Here is a 22,142-nt window from a genome sequence, read left to right on the forward strand (position 1 = left end):
ATTTTGCCAACGCACATGCAAGAGCTCGCAAGAATGCCGCTTATATTGCAACACCAAACCTACCCCCCACGCCACGTAGAACCAGCGGATATTTGCATTGATCCACATACTGACGGCGATACGGGAAACAGCTTAAAACCACTATTTGCATATTTCTCTCGCTCTGGCGAGAACGGCAGCACTTGCCCGTCCGACCTCGAGCTTCCGTACCAAGTCGGAACATTCGGGGTGGTCTCCAGTCTTCGCTCCATAGATCAGGAGTTCACCAGCCCTATCTACTCCATCCAAGTAGAGCACTGCGCAATCACCAGCTACCGTACCAATGCGCACCGCACGAACACTCTCAGCGCTCATGCCTGGGCCCGCTTCACCTTCGCACATCCCACCGTAGTACGAACTGCTCAGATCCGCATAAATGGGCTTTAGCTGCAGCTCCCCTAAACGGTCACCCTTGCATCCACTGAGAGCGAACGCACAGCCGAATGCGAGAAAAATAGATCGCATGAGGATGTTCTCGACACCTAGATAACGCCCGCGAAAATCCTGTTCTCGCCCATTACCTTCCATCACCCCCTCCCAGAATCGCAGGTGGAATGACACCACCTTTTGGTATGAAGTAGTACTTTGCACCTTCCATAAGATATGCATCCTGGAAAACACGACCAGGAAGGATTGATCTATTCTTTATGGCATCGATCGAAATTAACGAATCTGCGACCGCGGTTGCACAGTTGTGTGATTTCACGTTGTAATTCTTGGAGTTTTGCGACTTCATGACGCTCTCCATAAGTGCTTCCTGCGCAGCGGAAGTTTCGAACTCCACAATTTCTACGCTTCTATTTGTCAGCTGGGACTGGATATATTCACCAACCGACGAACCATAAGCGTGCGATGTTCCGTAGCTATATAGACCCGACTCGGTTGCAAGAGCAATGTGGCCGAACGGATTGTCACCAAACAGTGGGATACCTCCTTGCTCGGAAGCGGATAGAATTGCCAGACTCTTCCGCAGCCCCAGCGGATCTGTGGCCAAGGTTGGCGCACTGTTCACATAAGCGTACGCAGATATACCCCCCTCCAACCCAATCGGATCACTCTGCGAGTACCGCCCCACCTCCGGGTCGTACTCCCGCTGGTAGTTGTAGAACAAGCCACTCGCATCCGTCGCCTGCTGCCCCGGGAAGCGCAGCGCCAGATCAAACATCACGCCATCCCCATCGGGATCATTGGCCGGTGCCTGATCGCCAAACACCTCACTCTTGTTGCTCCACTCCCAGATCGCGACATCGCGCACGGGGTCGATCACCACACGCGGCGTACCCAGGTGATCGGGCTGGATGTACGCCAGCTCCGGCACGCCCGTGGCTGGTGTCTGGATCAACGCCACCGGGTAGTTGTCCAGCCAGATCGCCTGCTGCTGCGCCTGCCCGGTCGCCGAATAGTTGCCAACCCACTGCCCGGCTTCGTCATAGACCGTGACCTGCGCATCGCCACTGGCCGGCGCGCGCAGCACGCGCTCACCGCGATGGTTGTAGCCGTAACTCTCCACCACAGCAGAGCCCTGCTTCACCGCATTCATGCGGTTGGCGTCGTTGTAGGCAAACGTCTTGCTGCCAATGCTGGTGGTATTGCCAGCGGCATCCGGGTTGCGTGCCTGACCATCCACGGCAATCAGGCGATGGCTGTCAGCCGGATAGGTATAGCTTGCGGTCCCGGCCGACGTGGTCAGCGACGTGCGGTTGCCGGTGGCGTCGTAGCCGTAGGTTTCAATCGGCGTACCCGTGGCGCCATCCTGGGTCTGGATCAGGCGGCCGAGTGTGTCGTAGGCGTATTTGGCCAGCACCTCGGAACCTGCGCCGTTCTTCAGCTCGGTGATCGAACCAACGGGATCGTAGCCGTAGCCCAGTGACAGACCGCCTGCCGCGGGGTCATGCACCGCCTGCGGCCGGTAGTCCAGATCCAGTGGGCGCTGCAGTTGGCGCCCATTGCCGTAGGTCCAGCCGGTCGCCGGCCCGAAGGCTGCATAGGTCACGTTGTTGACCACCACCTGCCGGGCCTGTCCCGGGCGAGTCAGCCCAATCTGGCTGATACGACCCAGGGCGTCGCGTGCGTAGTCCGCCACACTTCCGTCCGGGTAGGTCAATGCGGTCAGGCGACCAGATTTACTGTACGCATAGCGCAGTGTGCTGGCCACGCCATTGATCGTCTGCACCTTGCGGGTGACCTGGCCGAAGCGGTCATGGCAGTACACGGTGCTGCCATTGGCGTGCAGCACCTGACCCAGGCGCCCCTTGGCGAAGCGCTCGTCGCTGGCACATACCGCTGGTGCGGTGTCGTAGTGATAGCCCACGTCGAGGTTGGGGTCCGGATAGGCGATACCGGCCAGCCGATTGAGCGCGTCGTAGCTGTAGGTGGCAGTCACGCCCCGCGCGTCGGTGCGGGTCTTGCGATTGCCAGCAGTATCAACAGTGAAAGTAGCACTCCCGCTGTCCGGGCTGACCTGCCCGGTCAGATCACCAAAACCATTGTAGGCGTACGTGGTGTGCAGTCCCTTCGGGTCGGTCACCTGGATGACCTGATCGAGCGCGTTGTAGCTGGAGCGGATCTCCGCAGCGACACCGCCCACGTCCTGCAGGGTCTGCGCCAGGCGGTTCAGCGGATCGTACTGCTGGCTCGTCACCCGCTGCAGGGCATCGGTGACCGACTGCGGATTGCCATTGGCGTCGTACGCAAAGCCGGTGGCGTTGTTGCCGGCATCCTTGAGCGTGGTCAGCTGCCCGAGCGTGTTGTAGACACGCGCCAGTGTGCGGCGCAGCGTGCCCCCTGCATCGACCGTATTCTCCTGCAGACGGTTGCCGGCGTTGTCCAGGGTGTAGTGAATGGTGTTGCCGGCACTGTCGGCAATGTCCGTCAGCCGCTGGGCCGCGTCGTAGACATAGGTGACGCTGCTGCCGTCGGGCTCGGTGACCTGCTGCACGTGGCCGGTGGGCCAATAGCTCAGTTGGGTGCTTCGGTCTTCGGCAGTAGTGGCGCCACGCACGGTGATCGACGTCGGCCAGCCACGCGGATGATAGGTGTAGTCGGTCACCACGCCATTGGCATCACGCACCGACAGCGGGCGCCCGAAGGCATCGTAAGCGAGTGTTTCAACGGTATGGCCCAATGCACTGGTGATGCTGCGAAGATCACCCTTGCGGAACGCGCAGGCACCGTTGGTCGCACATCCCGCATCATCGGCGGTGTACCAGGCATAGGTCACGGTATCGGTAACGTCCGTGCGGGGACCGTCGATGCTTCGCAGCAGGCCCACCTGTGGGCAGTCTGGACCTTCGGCCTCGCAGTAGTTCTGCGTGGTCACGCGGGTCTGGTTGGTCGTGGTATCCCGCACGGTGACGCTGGTCGGCTGCAGGCGCGCGTTACGGGTGATGCGGGTCTCCTGGTTGCCGACGGTCTGCTGCACCAAGCGATTGCTGTCGAGCGCGACACGCATCTCACTGACGCGCTGCTGGGGTGTTCCAGCCGCTTCGGTGGTGGTTGTCACGGTCACCGCACCGGCGGTTGGGTCGCTGGCCTCGGCGTAGGCGTACTGGGTAACCACGCCGCGTCTGTCGGTGGAGGACTGCAGGCGACGGCGGAAGTCCGTGCCCTCTGGGAGGTAGGTACGACCAGCGGTGCCGTTGCTGTCGGTGATGCCGTTGACCTTGCGTGGCAGACCACTGCTGCCACTCGCGGTAAGCGCGTACGTGCTCTGCTTGCCGAGTGCATCGGTGACGATGACCGGGCCGGCAGTCGTGTAATCCAGCCGTACCCCATCAATGCCGACATCCGCTTGTGTGCAGTCACCCGAATGGCGGCTATAGGTCACCCGCCCCTTGGCGTCGTAGCCATACCAGCTGTAGCGACGGCTATCCTCGGCGGTAACGCCTGTCAGGTATCCGGGGAAGCGGGCATCTTCGTAGTGATAGGTCCTTAACCCACCGTCGACATAGGTGACTGTGGTCAGTTCGCCTGTCGCGGAATACCCGTACGCCGCCACGACCTGACCGGCCACCGAAATCGTCGAAATCAGTGCATCGTCGCCAGGCGCAGCGTACTGGATATCCAAACGACGGCCGGTGGAATGGGTGATGCTGAGCAGCCGGCCACGAGCGTCGCGCGCATAGACCAACCACGTTCCATCCTCGAAATCGCGTCGCTGCATCAGTCCATCCGCGTTGAACAGGATGCGTTCCTGCGCACGCGACAGCAGCCAGCCACTGCCCTGCGGTGCCGCGCGATCCCCCCTTCCATCCATGGCCTCGTACTGGCCCCCCACCTTCTGGAATGCGATCTGCCCGCCACCTCCTTCGATCAGGCCTACTTTCAACTCCGAACTTGGAGGGAAGGTGGAGTTGTCCACAGCCGCTGTAAGGCGCAGGTTGTGTGAGTGCGTCCACCCCGTACCCAAGGCCCCTCCGGCGGTACTGGTAAGGGAATGGTAGTGGCGACGAAAGCTTACCCATCCAAAATCGAAATCGAGCTCCGGCTGGGATTTATCGCCAGTAGTCGGATCACAGGGATTGCCAACCGGGCACTCTTGAGGTGGCAATGGTGTACTTGTGTATGAAAGCATCGGAGCCATCGCTGACTCGTCCTGCTGGATCAGCGAGCACATCTGGATGGCGTCGTTCCATAGCATGCCGGACCGATTCGGGCACACTGCCGTTCGGTCGCGGAAGGCAGTTTGCCAACCCTGCCTCGCGCTGCACGTCTGCGTGCCGGCGAAGAAGTCATTGATCGTATAGTGGAATTTCTTTTCCTCGTGCGTGACGCTTCCATCGTCGCCATGGCCAAGACTGGGAATATCGGTCCACTCGTCCTCGACCAGCGTGGTTGCCGGACACTCCGGATCGCTCGCAAGCTTGGCAAGGATGGCAAGACGAGTACCGTCCTCGGACGTGTATTCCTGGCCGGAGAACTTGTAGACCCAGTCAGTGCTGACAATCGCCTCGGGCTTTGCCCGATAGTCATATACGACCTTGTTTGCCTGGACATGCTGTCGCTTTACCTCCCAGGCAAAGGGTTTGTCGTCCTCGTAGTGGGCGAAGAATGACTTGATGTCGTTCTGGACGGCGGCCTCGGTGGCACGCGGCTGGCCCATCGACAGATAGCTATCCCACCGCTTCTTCACCTCCTGCGCCTGCACCGCAGTAGTCCCCATGCACCCCAGCGCGGCCATCGCCAGCGCTGCGCGCGAAAGATCCTTCAATCGTTTCAACATCCCTGTTCTCCTTCCTGGGCGGTTACCGCACCGGGAGGAACGAAGGCGCTCGGGCAGCCATTGCCCTTTCCCGCCCTGCTTCGGATCGTCCCTGTTCCGGATTGCGGCGTGGCCGCATGGGGACGTTATCTCCGATGTGGGTTACGTATTCAAGTCAGAAACTGTGGAACCGGTTGAATTTCAGAGTTTTCTGATAGTCGCCAGCCACCGATAACGGGCGGCAGAAACAAAAACGCCGGGCAATGCCCGGCGTTTCCGTCACAGCGTGGAAGGGTGTAAGCCTCAATATTTTCCGTCAAACGCGAAAATCGGCTTGCGCTTCTGCCACAGCCCCGCCGTGAAATCCGGGAACTCCAGCGTCTGGAAGCTGTTGGCGATGGACTGCTCGCTCAACGGGGTAATCGCACTCCACGTCACCGCGTCGTAAATATCGATCGGCATCGGCGCCTTGGCCTTCAGCGCTTCCACGAACGCATGGATCACGAACCAGTCCATGCCACCGTGACCTGCACTCGCAGCAGTGTCGGCATTCTGCTTCCACAGCGGATGTTCGTACTGGTCCTGGTACGTCTTGAACTCTTCCCACTGGTGCGGCGGGCTGCGGCCTTCGATGTGGATCGAATGGTTCACGTCCATCCACAGGCCCTTGGTGCCCTGCACGCGGAAGCCCATCGAATACGGTCGCGGCAGCGAGGTGTCGTGCTGCAGCAGGATGGTCTCGCCGTTCTCGCAGGCCAGCGTGGTGGTGACGATGTCGCCCAGCTTGAACTTCACCTTGGTGCTCGGGTGGGTAGTGCCACCACTCTTGGCCACGGTGTATTCGTGCAGGCCGCGTGCCTTGGTGGCGAACGCATTGATGTGGGTGAAGCGGTTGCCGCGGTTGATGCCGGTATACATCGCGCACGGGCCGATACCGTGGCTGGGGTACAGCTCGCCATTACGCTCCACCGAATGCTCGGTGCGCCAGCGTGCTTCGCTCCAGCCCTTGGGGCCGAATTCCACGCCGCTGTCGTAGGGCTGGTTCGGGTCGCCGGAGTTGAACTTCACCCCGCGCAGGTCGTGCTGGTAGCCGGCCTGCAGGTGTACCAGCTCGCCGAACAGGCCTTGGCGCACCATCTGCAGGGCGGCCATCACGTCGCGGCGGTAGCAGACGTTTTCCAGCAGCATGTACGGGGTGCCGGTGCTCAGCTGGGTCTTCAGCACATCCCAGTGGTCCTGCAGGGTGATGCCCGCCACAACCTCACAGCCCACGGCCACGCCGGCCTGCATCGCGGCAATCGCCATCGGTGCGTGGTATTCCCACGGCGTGGCGATGATCACGCCGTCGACGCCCTTCTGCTCCAGCAGGCGCTTCCACGCGTTGATGTCGCGGTCCTGGCCGTAGGTCTTCGGCGCAGGCTTGCCCGCCTTGCTGACCATCTCGACCGCGCGACCGAGCATGATTGGCTCGATATCGCACAGGGCAACGACTTCCACGTCGTCGCGACGCACCAGTTCCTTCAGCAGCACCAGGCCACGCATGCCGGTGCCAATCACGGCCAGGCGCACCTTGCGGCCACGTGCCCATGCCGGGGTCTGCGGCAGCAGGCTGCTGGCGGCGACAGCGGCGCTGGCCGCGATGAATTCCCTACGCTTCATGGCAAACACTCTCCTCTTGAAGGCGCGCCAGCCTTGGCCGGCGCGCCTGGTCACGCAAACGGAATTACTTGAACCGGTAGCCGATGGTCACACTGTAACCACGACCGAAGATGGTGGCGTAGTCACTGGAGTCACCCAGGAAGCTGTTCGGATCGTAGAACGGCAGGCGGTTGAACAGGTTCTTGACGGTGAAACTCAGGTTCCAGGCATCGTCCGGGCGCCAGGTGACGCTCATGTTGGCCGTCCACCACGACGGTGCACCATCGCACTTGCTCTTCTGCAGTGCCAGGTAGCCGCCGGTGCAGGTTTCCTTGTTGTTGCTCACTTCGTCGACCTGGTCGGTGGCCCACTTGGTGCCACCCACGTAGTTGACGAACATGCTGGTGGTGACCTGCTTGTAGGTCCAGTCGGCATTCAGCGTCGCGCGCAGGCGTGGGTTGTTGTAGTAGCCCACCACGTCGCCGTAGAACCAGCCGTTCTGTTCGTCCATGTAGAAGCGGTTGCGGTTGGCGATGGTCGCGGCCAGGCCGATGTTCAGCCCGCCCCATTCACCCAGCGAGAAACGGCTGCGCGCGTCGATGTCGAAGCCATCGATCAGGGTCTTGCCGCGGTTCTTGTACTGGCCCACCACGCTGGCCACGTTGCCGGCCGAGTAGCCCGGCAGCGTTCCCGGGCAGCTGACGCCGCTGGCCGGGTCGGCGCACATCGCCGCCAGCTGCGCCAGGTTGGCGCGGTCGCTGTCGGTGATCGGCGAGCGCGACGAGGAGATGATGTCTTCAGCGCGGCGGTAGTCCGGGGCCACGATTTCGTTGTCGCGGTAGATGAACCAGTAGTCGGCCGACACCGACAGCCAGCTGGCCGGCTCGTAGACGAAGCCCAGCGTGGCGATCTTCGCCTTCTCCGGCTTCAGGTTCTGGTTCGGCTGGGTCATGCGCGCCACGGTGCGGCTGCAATCCACATTGAGCAGGCTCTTGCCCAGGTCGACATCACCGCCGCGCTGCGATTTCAGCAGCAGGTTGGCGATGGCGTTGGTCTCGGCGCAGCGCAGTTCATCACGGTAGCCGCCCAGCTGCGCGTACACGCCGCCGTTGCCGGACTCGGCCAGGCTGGGGGCGCGGAAGCCGGTGGAATAGGTGCCGCGCAGCATCAGCTGGTCGAAAGCCTGGTACTTGAAACCGATCTTCGGCGCGACGTTGGCGCTGAAGTTCGGGTACTTGTCCACGCGCACGGCGGCATCCAGCTCCAGCTTCTCGGTGATCGGCGCCACCGTTTCGGCGAACAGCGCATAGGTGTTGCGCGCGCCATCGAACCACGAGCCACCCTGCTGGGTGATCAGGCCGGCCGCCGCGTCGGCGTTGCCGGGGGTGTAGAAGGTTTCGCGGCTGGCGTTGAAGCCGAACGCGGCGCGCATGTCACCGGCCGGCAGCTTGAACAGCGGGCCTTCGATCTTGCCGTCCAGGGTATGCAGGCGCGTCCACGACTGGATGTCGAAGGTCGGGAACGCTTCGCGGATCAGTGCGCCGTTGGCCTCGCTGATCTCACCGAACTTGTACGCCGGATGATCGGAAATGATCACCCGGCCCGTGCCCGGGTCGATGCTGTACGGGCCGAAGGCCTTCTCGAAGCCCTTCACGTTGACGTTGATCGTCTGGTAAGTGGTCGAGTGCGTGCCGGCAGTGGCGAACGCGGTTTCCCAGTTCCAGTCACCGACGTTGCCACGCGCGCCGGTCAGCACGCGGTAGCTCTTGTCGGTGTTGCGCTGGCCGAAGTAGTTGGCGCCCGCGTCCTGCAGCAGGTACTGCAGGCCGACCACGCCACCCATCATGGCCTTCAGCTGGGGACTGGCGTGGTTGTACTCGTTGTTCGGGCCCAGGAACGGATACAGGAACTGGTTGACGTTGTTGCCGGTATCGCGCGAGAACCAGCTGGTCGGGTTGCCGGTGGTGGTGCCGTAGCTGCGCGGCGTACCGCCGTTGGCACGCAGGTCGATATCGGTATAGGTGGCCTCGGCGAAGATCTCGGTGCTGTCGCCCACCAGGAAGGTGCCGTTGAGGTAAGCGGTGTTGCGCTCGGATTTGGCGCCGGCGTCGATCTCGTTGTTCATCCAGGTTTCCCAGACGCAACGCGGGCCGGCCGCTTCACTGGTCAGCACGTTCTTGCAGCCCGGCGCGGCTTCCTGCACGCGGCGGCCGGTCACCGGATCGAACGCGAAATAGCTGCCCGGGTTGAACTCACCCGGCTTGCTGCCCACGCCCAGGCGCAGGTTGTTCAGGTAGTTGGGATTGTTGACGTAGTACTGGTCCGGGCGCTTGTCATAGAAGTCGGCCAGCGGGATCGCGTCGCGGCGGTACATGTTCACCGCGCCGTAGATGTTGAAGCGGTTCTCGGTGAGGTCACCGAAGCCGGCGGTGATGCTGGCCTGGCGCTCGCCGTAGGAATCGATGCGCGAGGAGGTGTCATTGGTGAAGCTGATCTCCGCGCCCTGGAAGTTGCGCTTGGTGATCACGTTGATCACGCCGGCCACTGCGTCGGTGCCGTACACGGCCGAGGCGCCGTCGGTCAGCACTTCCATGCGTTCGATGGCGGCGGCGGGAATCGCATCGATGTTGACGAACTGGGTCTGGAAGCCCGCCGGCGCGCCGTAGTACGACAGGCGACGGCCATTCAACAGCACCAGCGTGCCCTGTGCGCCGAGGCCGCGCAGGTTGGCCTGCGATGCGCCGTCCGAGCCGGTGAACAGCGAGCGCGAATCCTGCTGCGCTGGCCGTGCGGCCGGCAGGTTGTCGAGCACCTGCAGCAGCGTGCGCGCACCCATGTTCTGGATGTCCTGCTTGCTGATCACCTGCACCGGCGAGGCGGTTTCAACGTCGGTGCGGCGGATGTTGGAACCGGTGACCTCGATGCGGGCCAGGTCGGTGGCCTTGTCCTTGCTCTCCTGGGCGAAGGCAGGAACGGTGACCGACAGCAGCACGCCGGCAATGGCCAGCGACAGCGGTGCGATCGAGCGACAGGGGGGGCGGTGGTGGCGGGCGGGCAACATCGGGGTTCTCTCCTGGCAGGGGTGCGGCGCGAATGGTGGATCGGCGGGCAAAACGCTCCCGGGCCACGGCCCCCACAGTCGTGGTGAAGCCGTAGTCGGAATGGGCGGGGGAGGAGCGGTGTTACGTGGCGGTCATGGGGCGACGATGCTGGCGGAGTCGCCCTCCTGGCCGATCAGCACGGCGTTGGCCCAGTTGGCGCAGACCTGGGCGGGTTGGCTGCCCTGCGCACCCAGCGTGCGCAGGCTCAGGGTGGAAAGGCCACGGATATCCAGCTCCGGCTTGACCACACCGGGCGCCTTCACCAGGCCGCTGTCGTACAGCAGGTGGTTGTCACCCCAGACCTGGAACTGCAGGCCGCCGGCAGTCCGACAGGCGTCGTCGATGCCGAGGTCGGCACGCAGCAGGCGCCAACCCCCCTGCAGGCGCAGGTCGATGCGGCTGCTGGCGGCTACGCCGAGGCCCCGGCGGAACTGCAGGCCGTTCATGCGCATGCCGGCGTCACCCGTGAACGCCTTGTCGGCGCGCACCTGGCTGGCCAGCGCGGCCGGCACCGGCAGCTCGGAGAGATAGCGCTGCCGGGCCGGTCGCTCCGGTTCCTGGTGTTCGAGGATGTGGAAGGTGGACAGGGCAATCGGGCCGACGTCGCGCGGTTGCAGCGCATCGAAAGCACGCGCACTGCCCTGCGCGGCAGTCACCATCGGATCGGTACTGCTGGCGCCATCACCTTCGGGGTTCTGCACGCTCAGCACGCGGAAGCGCAGCAGGCGGCCGGCGTGGGCCGGGAAGTCGATGCGCTGCACGCCTTCCTTCAGCTGCAGGTGGCCGCGGGCGATGGGCCCGCCCCACTCGCCATTGCTGTCACCCAGGTACACCTCGTAGTCGCGTACCTGGCCGTGCTTCCAGTTCTTGTCGTTGCGCGGCGCGATGTCGATGCCATCGATCATCTTCCGTTCGCCGAAGCCGATCACCCACTCATGGGCGCCGGTGCGCACGGCCTGGTTGCGCACGCTGCGGAACCAGGTGGCCGGATCATCATCGAAGGCATTTTCCAGCGCATGGCCGGGTTCTTCCGCCGGGCGGTTGACCACCAGCAGGCTGTCGGCCGGCAGTTCGCGGCCCAGCACCGGTGCGGCCGGGTAGGCATCGTCAGTGGCCGCTGCGGCGACGGCGAAGTCCAGCTGCAGCTGCAGCGGCTGGCGGATGTCCTGCGCAGCAGTGCGCACATGCACGGTGCCGCGACGCTCCTTGGCGTCGAAGTACCAGCCCTCGTTGGCGCTGTTGAACGCGGTCGCATCGGCCAGCGCAGACAGCGTACGGCCAGCGGCCTGCACCGCGCGCGGCGCCTGCCGGCTGAGCACGCGCAGGCCATAGCGGCGCTGCGCCAGCTGGCCGTTGTACTGGCCCTGCACCGCATCGATCTGCACCTGCACCGGGCCACTGCCCTGCGCCGGCGCCTGCACGGTGATCTTCTGCGTGCTCGACTCACCCTGCTGGTAGCGGCGCGTGTTGCCATCGTCTTCGTACAGCGTGTACTGCGACTCTCCCTGCGGGTACAGGTCGAAGGTCACTTCATCCAAGGGCTTCTCACCGTCGAACAGCATCGACGGGTACATCGGCAGGATCGCACCGGCACGCACGAACACCGGCAGCGTGGCCAGGTCCACCTGGCGGTCCAGCTGGCGACCATCTGCGCCGGCCTGCACGCGGCGGCCATCCCAGTAGTCGATCCAGCCGCCGGCCGGCAGGTGGATGTCGCGGCGCCAGCCACGGCTGGCGGCCTGGCTGCGGTACACCGGCGCGACCAGCAGGTCGCGGCCGAGCAGGAACTGGTACTTGTAGGTTTCATCCTGCGCGTGCGGATCGCGCGGGTTGTCCCACATCAGGCCACGCACCGGCGGTGCACCGGTCTGCGCGGCCTCGTGCACCAGCCCGTACATGTACGGGGTCAGGCGCATCTTCAGCTTCAGGTAATCGCGGTTGATGCTGCGGTAGGGCTCGTCGTACCACCACGGGTGCTTGCGGGCGTTCGACGACCAGCCACTCATGCCCATCAGCACGGGAGTGAATGCCTTCCACTGCAGGTCGCGGGTGAAGGTCTCGGCGCTGCCGCCGAAGATCGCGTCCACATCGCCACTGGCGTAGGCCATGCCGGACAGGCCCGAACCCACCAGGGTCGGCACGTGCCAGCGGATGTAGTCCCAGCTGCTGCTCTGGTCGCCGGTCCAGGCCACGGCATAGCGCTGGATGCCGGCCCAGCCCATCACCGTCCACAGGAACGGGCGCGAATCGGAATTGTCGAGGATGCCGTTGAATGCCTGGCGGTTGGCATCCATCGCGAACTGGTAGCCCTTGCCGGTCCAGGCCACGTCCAGTTTCTGCACGCGGCTGCCGGCCTTGCCCACTTCCCAGGCGATCTTGTCGACGCCGTTCTCGGTCCACAGGCCGGTGCGGAAGCCATATCCGGCCAGGCCCTTCACGGTTTCCGGCAACTGCTTGTAGCCGCAGCCGTAGCCATCGTTGGGCAGGATCCAGCCGCCGGGCATGTCGTTGGCGCGGTACTGCTTGGCCACGCTGTCGATCACATCGGGGGTGGTGCCGGTCGGGCCGTCGCTCCATCCTTCGGGCACGGTACCGGGCTTCTTGCTGTTGTCGCCGTCGTTGTAGCAATCGGCATCGCCATAGGACAGCGCCCAGCGCGCGACCATGTTCGGGCGGCCGGTCAGCTGGGTGTAGCGCTCGATCAGCTTCGGCAGATCGGCGCCAACGAAGTAGTAGGCATCAAAGCGGTCTTCGCGATGCAGCAGGGTGGCCTGGTCGCTCTGACGCAGGTCGTAGCTGCCGTCACTCCATGTGTTGCGCAGCATGCCCCAGCCACGGCTGCTCAGCAGCATCGGTGCCGGGCTCGGGCGATCGCCCTCTTCCCAGCCGCCCGAGTACGAGACTTCCAGCTCGCGGCCCTTGAACTGGTAGCGGCCGTTCTGCTGGCCACCACCGTAATAGCCTTCATCGGCCTGCGAGGACAACACCTGCACGCTCTGCGCGGCATCCAGGTCCAACGGCTGCAGTTCCTGCCACAGCGCGGTGGGCTTGCCGTTGTCCAGGCGCTCCAGGCGCAGGCGCAGCGGCTGCCGCTGTACATGCAGCACGAGTGCAGCGGTACGCACGCGGATCTCCTGCGCGTCTTCTTCCAGCTGCGCCTGCACGTTGGCCTTGGGCTGCGGCAGCACGATGGGCGCGGCCTTGTCGCCGGCGCCGGTCAGTTTGCCGTTGCGGCCGGCCTGCACGCGGATGATGTCGGTGGCCGGCAGTTCGATGCGGATGCGCGTGCCGTTGTCGGTCTGCAGGTCCCAGCCACTTACACCGTCGGCGCTGGCACTGGCGCTGACCGAGCGCAGGTTGCCGACCGGTGCGGCCTGGGCCGACAGGGACGCCGACAGCAATGCCGGCAACAGGGCCAGCAGCAGTGGCGAACGACGAACGCAGATTTCCACACGGACTCCCAACCCGTTCACCGGGCGTTTCGAAAGCGGTTGGGCCGACTCTAGGGCAGCGATTCGAAAGATGTCAACAAATTGAAAGGAAAAAGGAAGATATATTTATATGAAACGAAAGTTGTTGCGCTGCAATACTTTGTGTAAGCGCTTGCAGGCCCCTGTTAAGCATTGTGCGATACGGCATCTGGCGGTTTCTTTCGTTTCCGGCGGCACGCCGCGTCGGAAAAGTCGGCACGGCAATATCTTTCTTTTTACTTTCGGTATTTGACATTTCGAAAGAAAACGAAGATGGTGCGCTGGCCCAACTGGAACCTCCGAATGGACGTCACCCTGCTTTCTGATGTGTCCGCCTGGCAGCGCCGCGGCGGAGCCGATACCGCTACCGAAATCGCCCAGCAGCCGGCGCTGTGGGAAGTCCTTGCACAGGATCTGTCGCGTGCCCGCGACCGCCTGCAGGCCTTCCTCGGCGACAGCCTCGATGATCCCAACCAGCGCGTGCTGTTCACCGGCGCCGGCAGTTCCGGCTTCATCGCCGAAATGGTGGCCGATGCCATCAATGCGCAGTGGCCGGCCGACGTACGCGTGGTGCATACCACCAGCCTGCTCACCCACCCTGCGCTGTACCTGCAGCGCGACCGTCCGACCCTGCTGGTGTCGTTCGGCCGCAGCGGCTCCAGCCCCGAAAGCGTTGCCGCCGTCGATCGCGTGCGCAGCGACGTGGATGATGCGCGCTTCCTCGACATCACCTGCAATGCCGATGGCGAACTGGCCCGTCGCGGCGCCGGCCGTGCCGACACCTGCACCCTGCTGATGCCGTCGGCCAGCTGCGACCGCGCCTTCGCCATGACCAGCAGCCTGACCTGCATGCTGCTGGCCGCGCTGACCGTGTTCGACCGTTCGCCGTGGGATGCGCGCATCGCGCGCCTGAAGCAGATTGCCGGTCTCGCCCGCGAAGGCCAGGCGCAGTGGGACGCACCGGTGGCCGCGCTGGCGCAGCGCCCGTTCAACCGGGTGATCTACCTTGGCAGCGGCCCGCTGGAAGCACTCGCACGCGAAGCCGCGTTGAAGGTGCTGGAGCTGACCGCCGGCCGCGTGCTGGCGCTGGCCAACACCCCGCTCGGCTTCCGCCACGGCCCGAAATCCACGCTGGACGGCACCACCCTGGTGGTCGTGCTGCGCAGCGGGCAGCCGCTGGCGCGCCGCTATGAACAGGATCTGCTGGAAGAACTGCGCCGTGACGGCGTGGCGGGCGAGGTGCTGTCGATCGGCCCGCATTCGGATATCGGCGCCGACGATGACTACACCCTCACCGTGCCTGCCCTGGATGACCCGTGGCTGGCGCCGGTGTGGCTGGGCTTTGCGCAGCTGTACGCGCTGCAGCGTTCGGCCGCACTCGGCCTGACCCCCGACAATCCGTTCCCGGACGGCACCGTCAACCGCGTGGTCAAGGGTGTCACCATCCACCATGGCTGAGCTGATCGCCAACGCCTGCTACGGCATCGACATCGGCGGCACCAAGATCGAGCTGGTGGTGTGCGATGCGGCGATGCAGGTCACCTGGCGGCGCCGCGTGGCCACCCCGCAGGGTGACTACGACGGTTTCCTGCAGGCGGTGGTGACACTGGTCGCTGAGGCCGATGCCGCGCTCGGTCGCAGCGATGCGGCCATCGGCATCGCCCTGCCCGGCGTGCGGGATCGTCGCAGCGGCCGCCAGCTCAGCGCGAATGTTCCTGCGCTGACCGGCCAATGCGTGGCGAGCGATCTGCAGGCACGCCTGCAGCGCCCGCTGCATTTCGGCAACGACCTGCAGTGTTTCGCGCTCTCTGAAGCGCATGGCGGCGCCGCCGATGGCTACCCCAGCATGTTCGGCGCCATCCTCGGCACCGGTGCCGGTGGCGGCTTCTGCCTGCAGGGACGCCTGCTGTCCGGCTTCAACGGCCTGGCCGGCGAATGGGGCCACTGGAGCGTGCCAGGGCACCTGCTGCAGCGCCATGGCCTGCCGTTGATCGATTGCGCCTGTGGCCTGCAAGGCTGCGTGGAACGCTACGTGTCCGGTAGTGGCCTGGCGATGATCGAGCGCCACCTCGGTGGCAGCGCTGCCGATGCCAGCGTGGTGATCGCCCTGGCCGAAGCCGGCGACGCGCGTGCACGACAGGCGCTCGACATCCACCGCGACCTGCTCGGCCACAGCCTCGCCGCACTGGTGCTGGCCCTGGACCCGCACGTGATCGTGCTCGGTGGTGGCCTTTCCCAGTACGCACCGCTGTACCAGCTGCTGCCTGCGGCCATCGCCGCGCATCTGTTCAACGGCGTGCAGGTGCCGCCCATCGTGCCACCGCGCTTCGGTGATGCCGGTGGCGCACGCGGTGCCGCCCTGCTGGCCTGCCAACCCTCGTTTTCCTGATTGACCGGAGCTTGACCATGTCCCCGTTGCAGACCCTGCTTGCCTCCCACCGCGCCGGTGCCAACGTCGGCCTGTACAGCGTCTGCTGCAGCAATGAACAGGTGCTGCGTGCGGCCATGCACGTGGCGTTGGCGCACGATACCGTGCTGCTGATCGAAGCCACCTCCAACCAGGTCGACCAGTTCGGCGGCTACACCGGCATGACCCCGCCGCAGTACCGCGACTACGTCGGCACCTTGGCCGATGAAGAAGGCTTCCCGCGCGAGCGCCTGATCCTCGGCGGCGACCACCTCGGCCCGAATGCCTGGCAGAAACGCCCGGCTGCGGAAGCGATGACCCATGCGCGCGTGCTGATCGAGGCCTATGTCGCCGCCGGTTTCCACAAGATCCACCTGGACTGCAGCATGTCCTGCGCCGATGACCCGGTGCCGCTGCCCGATGCCATCGTCGCTGCACGTTCGGCCGAACTGGCTGAAATCGCCGAACGCACCGCCGCCGAACACGGCCTGCCGCCGCCGGTCTATGTGATCGGCACCGAAGTGCCGATTCCCGGTGGCGAAGCCTCGCTGGCCGGTGGCCTGCAGGTGACCACGCCGGCCGCCGCCGCACAGACCCTGGCCATCCACCAGCAGGCCTTCGATACCCCGCAGCTGCGTGATGCGTGGCAGCGCGTGCTGGCCATGGTGGTGCAGCCGGGCGTGGACTTCGATCACAGCAGCGTGCACGAGTACGACGCTGCCGCCGCCAGCGAGCTGGCCGACTTCCTCGAACAGCAGCCGCGCATCGTGTTCGAAGCGCATTCCACCGACTACCAGCGCGAAAGTGGCCTGCATGCCCTGGTGCGCGACCATTTCGCTATCCTCAAGGTCGGCCCCGCGGCCACCTTCGCCTACCGCGAAGCGCTGTTCGCGCTGGCTGCCATCGAAGCCGAGCTGCTGCCGGCCGCACAGTGCTCGCGCCTGCCGCAGGTGCTGGACGAAGTGATGGTGGCCCAGCCGAAGTCCTGGCAGTCCTACTACCAGGGCGACGAAGCGACCCTGCGCCTGCTGCGCAGCTATTCCTTCAGCGACCGCTGCCGCTACTACTGGGGCGAGCCGGCGCTGCTGCAGGCCGTGCAGACCCTGTTCGCCAACCTGGAACAGCACGCACCGCCGCTGGTGCTGCTCAGCCAGTATCTGCCGGAGCAGTACCGCGCCGTGCGCGAGGGCACCCTGGCCAATACGCCTACCGCCCTGGTGCAGCATCGCATCGGCCTGTGCCTGGGCGAATACGCCCGCGCCTGCAGCGCCAACCAGGCCGGATCCCGCAAGCAAAACGCAAGTCCGGCTGCCGCCGCACTTGCGAACGGCTAATCTCTACCTTTCCCTGCGAAACCGAGAATGGCCATGCGCAACACCCGCTCCCGCCGGCAACAGATCCTGCAGCTGCTGATCGAGCACGGCTCGGTGCAGGTGGCCGATCTGGTCGAGCGCTTCGGCGTGTCGGCGGTGACCATCCGTGCCGATCTGACCCACTTCGAAGCGCAGGGGCTGGCCACGCGTACCCACGGTGGTGCCACCCTGGTGCGAACGCCGCCGCAGGAACAGGACATCCATGAAAAGGATGCGCTGAACCTGCCGCTGAAGGATTCCATCGGCACCGCGGCTGCGCGCCTGGTACAGGCCGGTGACAACATCATCATCGACTCCGGCTCCACCACGATGACGTTGGCCCGCCACCTGCGCGAACACCGCGATGTGACGGTGATGACCAATGGCCTGAACATCGCCTGGGAACTGGCCAACGCCGCCGGCATCACCGTGCTGCTGACCGGTGGCCTGTTGCGCCAGCAATCGCTGTCGCTGCAGGGCAGCCAGGCCGAAGCCAGCCTCAACTCCTACAGTTTCGACACGCTGTTCCTGGGTGTGGATGGCCTGGACCTGCAGTTCGGCCTGACCACGCACGACGAAGCCGAAGCCCGCCTCAACCACCGCATGGTCGAACGCGCGCGGCGCATCGTGGTGCTCACCGACGCCTCCAAGTTCGGCCGCGTCAGCCTGCACCGCATCGCCCGCCTCGATCAGATCCACGCCATCATCACCGACGCCGGCATCGACGAGGCAACCCGCGAAGGGCTGCAGCGGCTGGGCATCGAAGTGATCATCGCCGAGCCCCCCGCATGACCGACACCCGCTCCCTGCACGGCCGCATCCTCACCCCACTGGGCTGGCGGCGTGGCCAGGTCCAGTTCGATTCGCACGTGCGCCAGCTGCAGGTGGACGACCACAGCGGCGGCGATGACCCGCAACTGCCGGTGATCCTGCCCGGTTTCATCGACCTGCACGTGCATGGCGCGGCCGGCGTGGACCTGATGCAGGGCGGCGACGTAGCCCGCACCATCGCCCGCACCCATGCGCGCTTCGGCACCACCACCCTGCTGGCGACCACCATGACCGCCGGCCTGGACGAGATCGAATACGCGCTGCAGGGCGTTGCGGCAACGATGGCCGCGCCCGATGCCGACGCGGCCTGCATCGCCGGCGTGCACCTGGAAGGCCCCTTCATCAGCCCGCAGCGGCTGGGCGCGCAGCCCAACCGCACGATCGAGGCGACGATGGCGCTGGTGCAGCAGCTGCACGCACTGGCACCGATCCGGGTGATGACGCTGGCGCCTGAGATCGGCGAGCACACCGCACTGATTCCCGCGCTGTCCGCACTCGGCATCCGCGTGCAGCTCGGCCATAGCGCCGGCACCTACGAGGAAGGCGTGGCCGCTTTGCAGGCCGGTGCTTCCGGCTTCACCCATCTGTTCAACGGCATGACCGGCGTCGACCACTACCGGCCTGGCATCGCCGCGGCTGCCCTGGCGCACGCGCAGTACGCCGAGATCATTCCCGACCTGCAGCACATCCACCCCGGCGTGATCCGTCTGGCCGCACGCGCGATTCCGCGGCTGTATGCAGTGACCGATGCGACCGCCGCCACCGGCATGCCCGATGGTGAGTACGCGCTGGGCGAGCAGCGCGTGCACAAGTGCGGCGGCTGCGTGCGCCTGGCCACCGGCTCGCTGGCCGGCAGTGCGCTGACCATGGACCAGGCGCTGCGCAATCTGGTACAGGTGGGATTGGAACTGGCAGACGCGTCGCAACGCGTGTCCACCTTCCCCGCCGATTACCTGGGCTTGAGCGATCGCGGCCGCATTGCGCCCGACGCCCGCGCCGACCTGGTGGTACTGGATGCGGAACTGCGTCTGCAGCAGGTGGTGGTCGGTGGCCGCGTGATCGACCTGCACTAAGCGACGCACGTCTGTAGAGCCGAGCCATGCTCGGCTGCTTTTCGCACCGACATCGACGACGTCCGCGCCGCGCTTCGCGCGGCAAGCCGAGCATGGCTCGGCTCTACATGAAGCGCGCAAGCGCATTGCATCAGCCACGCACCATCCCCGTTATTCCAGGAATACGCCGATGACCGCAGCCACTGCACCTGCCGTACCCGCTTCCACCGCCCCGCGCTGGCCCGTACGCTATCTGCTGTTCATCGGCGGCCTCGGTGGCCTGCTGTACGGCATCGACATCGGCATCATCGCCGGCGCCCTGCCCTATCTTGAAGCCACCGCCAGCCACGCCTGGCAGCTCAGCAGCCAGCAGCTCGGTTTCGTCGTCGCTGCGGTGCTGCTGGGCAGCGTACTGTCCTCGTTGTTCGCCGGCATGATCGCCGACCTCATCGGCCGTCGCGGTGCGATGCTGCTGGCCGGCATCCTGTTCACCACCAGCATTCCGATCATGGCGCTGGCGTCGGGCTACACCCCGCTGCTGCTGGGACGCCTGCTGCAGGGTGTCAGCGGTGGCCTGATCGGCGTGGTCATTCCCCTGTACCTGGCTGAAGTGCTCAGCCCCGAGCGGCGCGGTCGCGGCGCGGCGATGTTCCAGCTGCTGCTGACCGTCGGCCTGGTGCTGGCCGCGTTGATCGGGCTGTACCACGCGCATGCCGTGGACGCCGCCGCGGAAGCGGTGCGCTCGCTGCCGGTCGCACAGCAGGCGCAGGAACTGTTCGCGGTGAAGGACCACGCCTGGCGCACCATCTTCTGGACCTGCCTGGCACCAGGCCTGCTGTTCTGCGCCGGCATCTTCTGGCTGTCCGAATCGCCGCGCTGGCTGGTGCGCCGTGGCCGTATCGATGACGCCCGCCGCAGCCTGCAACGCGTGCTGCCCGCTGCCGACGTCGAGCCCACGCTGGCGCAGATCCAGGCGCCGGAGTCGAGCAGCAGCAGCGGCAAGCGCGACCCGCTGCTCAGCCGTCGCTACGTGGTGCCGTTCGTGTTGGCCTGCGTGGTGCTGGCCTGCACCCAGGCCACCGGCATCAACTCGGTGCTGGCCTATGCGGTGAACATCCTCAACCAGGCAGGCCTGTCCGGCTCGGTCGCCAACGGCGCCGACGTGGCGATCAAGCTGCTCAACGCGGTGATGACCGTGGTCGCGCTGCTGCTGGTCGACCGCAAGGGCCGCAAGTTCCTGCTGATGCTGGGCAGCGGTGGCATCTGCGTTGCCTTGCTGGCCGCAGCAACGCTGTTCTTCCAGGCCGAACGAGGCCGCGCCGACGTACAGCCGCAGCTGCAGGCCGCGGTAAGTGGCGACGGCCTGCAACTGGTACTCGACGACGCGCAGTGGCAACGCCTTGCCGTCGGCGTCGACCGCGAAGGCCGCCCACTGCAGCTGACGGTGTCCTATGCGTATGGCGACTTCACCAACGTACGCGCCCTGCGCAGCGACAACCTGACCGACCGCGAGCTGCGCATCGAACGCGCCGGCACCGTGCAGCCGGACAGCGTCATCGGCGCGTTCTTCCGCACCCTGCACCTGAATCCGTTCGCCGACCCCGCCAGTGCCGCGCAGGCACCGCTGCGCATCGAGCAGGCACGCATCGGCCCGATCCCGCCGCCCGCGCATGGCTGGGCCGTCGCCGCCTGCATCCTGGTGTTCGTGGCGTTCTTCGCCGTCGGCCCCGGTGTGTGCGTATGGCTGGCGCTGTCCGAGCTGATGCCCAACCGCATCCGCTCCAACGGCATGAGCATCGCACTGCTGATCAACCAGTTCGTGTCCACCACCATCGCCGCGATCTTCCTGCCCACGGTGGGGCACTACGGCTACGCCAGCATGTTCCTGTTCTGGGCGGGCTGCACGTTCGTGTTCTTCCTGGTGGCCGCGTTGTGGCTGCCGGAAACCAAGGGACGCTCGCTGGAAGAGATCGAAGCCGGGTTTGCAGGAAAGCAGCGCTGATTTAGCGCTGCTGTGACGGCGCAGGGCCACCGTGGACGATGTAGCGCGCCATGTCGTGCACTTCGGCCACGCTCATGTCCGTACCAACCACCTGCATGGACTCGCCAAAAGGGCCCGCTATGGTGGCCACGGACAGCACGTGGTCATCGACGGTAAGGGCGACCTGCTTGCCCACCAGGGCCTCGGTCGCGTGCAGCAACCGGCCGGCGGACTCCTTGCGGAACGTCAGTTCGAGCACGGGCTGGTGGGCGGCGTTCAGCTCCGCTCGCACGTCGAGGATATCGGCACTGGTGAGCATCGGCGGCTCTTTCACGGCGATGCTGCGCCCTTGCCACTGCAGGGTGGCGCGGCCATCGGGATCGACCACACGCATCTGTACCTGCACACCCTGCCGCGGCGGATGCCGTGTCTCCGCAGGAAGCACCCGGTTGCAGCCTACCAGCAGCAACACCGCGAGGCCATTGCCGAGCAGCGCCCATCTGCTCCAGCCCCGCATCAACGCAGCTTCCTCAGCTTGAACGCCACCAGCACCTGCAGCACGCCGTACAGCAGGCTGCCGATGCCGATCCACAACGTGGTTACCGCCACGCCGGCATAGGGGTTGGCTGCAAACAGCAGGCCCAGCACGATGGCGAGCACGCCGCTGAGGATCAGCAGCCACTCCCCCTGGATCTGCTTGCGTACGCGTAGGGCGAAGACGATGCGGTAGATACCCGCCACCAGCAGCCATGCCGCCAGGAACAGCACCAGCACGCTGGCAGTGGCGAGCGGATTGATCACGGCCAGGATGCCGAAGCCCAGCGAGGCGACGACGTAGAGCAGCAGCCAGCCGCGCGAGGCGCCGCTGCTACCCGTGACCAGCGCCAGCAGGCTGATGACACCCTCGACGATGGCCATCACGCCCAGCGTCCACGCCAGCGCGATGGCCGCCGACATCGGCCAGCCGATCGCGATGATGCCGAAGCCCAGCGCGACCAGACCGTACAGCAGCAGGATCCACCAGCTGCGTCCAACGGCCGACAACAGGGGAGACAAGGGGGAATTCATGAC

General features: G+C 65.3%; 12 protein-coding genes. 6 read left to right on the forward strand and 6 right to left on the reverse strand.

Translation table 11 applies throughout. The features are described from left to right. Positions 1-556: 556 nt before the first annotated feature. From QP457_RS20345 to QP457_RS20360, 4 genes are all read right to left on the reverse strand, one after another. Positions 557-5,260 carry an RHS repeat-associated core domain-containing protein gene (locus QP457_RS20345; RefSeq protein WP_286040907.1) on the reverse strand — a complete coding sequence of 1,568 codons (4,704 nt, stop codon included), beginning with the start codon at positions 5,258-5,260 and terminating at the stop codon, positions 557-559. A gap of 282 nt (positions 5,261-5,542) precedes the next feature. Beyond that, on the reverse strand, positions 5,543-6,898 hold the full coding sequence (locus QP457_RS20350) for a Gfo/Idh/MocA family oxidoreductase (RefSeq protein ID WP_205404478.1): 1,356 nt from the start codon (positions 6,896-6,898) through the stop codon (positions 5,543-5,545). A gap of 64 nt (positions 6,899-6,962) precedes the next feature. Beyond that, the gene (locus QP457_RS20355) at positions 6,963-9,938 is read right to left on the reverse strand and encodes a TonB-dependent receptor (protein WP_205404479.1); all 2,976 of its coding nucleotides are present in this window, start codon (positions 9,936-9,938) and stop codon (positions 6,963-6,965) included. A 132-nt stretch (positions 9,939-10,070) separates the two neighbouring features. Further along, positions 10,071-13,430: a TIM-barrel domain-containing protein gene (locus QP457_RS20360; protein ID WP_205404480.1), complete on the reverse strand. Its 3,360-nt coding sequence runs from the start codon at positions 13,428-13,430 to the stop codon at positions 10,071-10,073. Positions 13,431-13,751: 321 nt separating this feature from the next. On the opposite strand from QP457_RS20360, the gene QP457_RS20365 reads away from it, so the two are divergent. The 6 genes from QP457_RS20365 (at position 13,752) to QP457_RS20390 (ending at position 21,092) form a co-directional block, all read left to right on the forward strand. Beyond that, positions 13,752-14,906 (forward strand): SIS domain-containing protein, encoded by a 1,155-nt coding sequence (locus tag QP457_RS20365; RefSeq protein ID WP_205404481.1) that lies wholly within the window; start codon positions 13,752-13,754, stop codon positions 14,904-14,906. Continuing rightward, a complete protein-coding gene (locus QP457_RS20370; protein ID WP_180165097.1) occupies positions 14,899-15,837 on the forward strand; it encodes an ROK family protein in 939 nt (312 codons plus the stop codon). Before QP457_RS20365 ends, QP457_RS20370 begins: the two co-directional genes overlap by 8 nt. Before the next feature lie 17 nt (positions 15,838-15,854). Next, positions 15,855-17,189: a D-tagatose-bisphosphate aldolase, class II, non-catalytic subunit gene (locus QP457_RS20375; RefSeq protein WP_205404482.1), complete on the forward strand. Its 1,335-nt coding sequence runs from the start codon at positions 15,855-15,857 to the stop codon at positions 17,187-17,189. A 33-nt stretch (positions 17,190-17,222) separates the two neighbouring features. Further along, on the forward strand, positions 17,223-17,999 hold the full coding sequence (locus QP457_RS20380; protein WP_099819958.1) for a DeoR family transcriptional regulator: 777 nt from the start codon (positions 17,223-17,225) through the stop codon (positions 17,997-17,999). Then, positions 17,996-19,111, forward strand: a complete 1,116-nt coding sequence (locus QP457_RS20385) for an amidohydrolase family protein (protein WP_108265764.1) — start codon at positions 17,996-17,998, stop codon at positions 19,109-19,111. The genes QP457_RS20380 and QP457_RS20385 overlap by 4 nt, the downstream gene beginning before the upstream one ends. A gap of 169 nt (positions 19,112-19,280) precedes the next feature. Beyond that, the gene (locus QP457_RS20390; protein ID WP_205404483.1) at positions 19,281-21,092 is read left to right on the forward strand and encodes an MFS transporter; all 1,812 of its coding nucleotides are present in this window, start codon (positions 19,281-19,283) and stop codon (positions 21,090-21,092) included. A 1-nt stretch (position 21,093) separates the two neighbouring features. On the opposite strand, the gene QP457_RS20395 is transcribed toward QP457_RS20390, so the two are convergent. Both QP457_RS20395 and QP457_RS20400 read right to left on the reverse strand, forming a co-directional pair. Next, positions 21,094-21,588, reverse strand: coding sequence for a hypothetical protein (locus tag QP457_RS20395; protein ID WP_205404484.1), 495 nt, complete (start codon positions 21,586-21,588; stop codon positions 21,094-21,096). Continuing rightward, the gene (locus tag QP457_RS20400) at positions 21,588-22,139 is read right to left on the reverse strand and encodes an HdeD family acid-resistance protein (protein ID WP_180165087.1); all 552 of its coding nucleotides are present in this window, start codon (positions 22,137-22,139) and stop codon (positions 21,588-21,590) included. The genes QP457_RS20395 and QP457_RS20400 overlap by 1 nt, the downstream gene beginning before the upstream one ends. Positions 22,140-22,142: the final 3 nt, after the last annotated feature.

Origin of the sequence: Stenotrophomonas sp. As-7 (assembly GCF_030291015.1) — a bacterium.
In the GTDB taxonomy this organism is placed as follows: domain Bacteria; phylum Pseudomonadota; class Gammaproteobacteria; order Xanthomonadales; family Xanthomonadaceae; genus Stenotrophomonas; species Stenotrophomonas lactitubi.

What these genes read in the sequence shown, in the direction of transcription:
- QP457_RS20345 (WP_286040907.1), bottom strand. Translation starts at nt 5,260, where the DNA reads ATGTTGAAACGATTGAAGGATCTTTCGCGCGCAGCGCTGGCGATGGCC.
- QP457_RS20350 (WP_205404478.1), bottom strand. Translation starts at nt 6,898, where the DNA reads ATGAAGCGTAGGGAATTCATCGCGGCCAGCGCCGCTGTCGCCGCCAGC.
- QP457_RS20355 (WP_205404479.1), bottom strand. Translation starts at nt 9,938, where the DNA reads ATGTTGCCCGCCCGCCACCACCGCCCCCCCTGTCGCTCGATCGCACCG.
- QP457_RS20365 (WP_205404481.1), top strand. Translation starts at nt 13,752, where the DNA reads ATGGACGTCACCCTGCTTTCTGATGTGTCCGCCTGGCAGCGCCGCGGC.
- QP457_RS20370 (WP_180165097.1), top strand. Translation starts at nt 14,899, where the DNA reads ATGGCTGAGCTGATCGCCAACGCCTGCTACGGCATCGACATCGGCGGC.
- QP457_RS20375 (WP_205404482.1), top strand. Translation starts at nt 15,855, where the DNA reads ATGTCCCCGTTGCAGACCCTGCTTGCCTCCCACCGCGCCGGTGCCAAC.
- QP457_RS20380 (WP_099819958.1), top strand. Translation starts at nt 17,223, where the DNA reads ATGCGCAACACCCGCTCCCGCCGGCAACAGATCCTGCAGCTGCTGATC.
- QP457_RS20385 (WP_108265764.1), top strand. Translation starts at nt 17,996, where the DNA reads ATGACCGACACCCGCTCCCTGCACGGCCGCATCCTCACCCCACTGGGC.
- QP457_RS20390 (WP_205404483.1), top strand. Translation starts at nt 19,281, where the DNA reads ATGACCGCAGCCACTGCACCTGCCGTACCCGCTTCCACCGCCCCGCGC.
- QP457_RS20395 (WP_205404484.1), bottom strand. Translation starts at nt 21,588, where the DNA reads ATGCGGGGCTGGAGCAGATGGGCGCTGCTCGGCAATGGCCTCGCGGTG.
- QP457_RS20400 (WP_180165087.1), bottom strand. Translation starts at nt 22,139, where the DNA reads ATGAATTCCCCCTTGTCTCCCCTGTTGTCGGCCGTTGGACGCAGCTGG.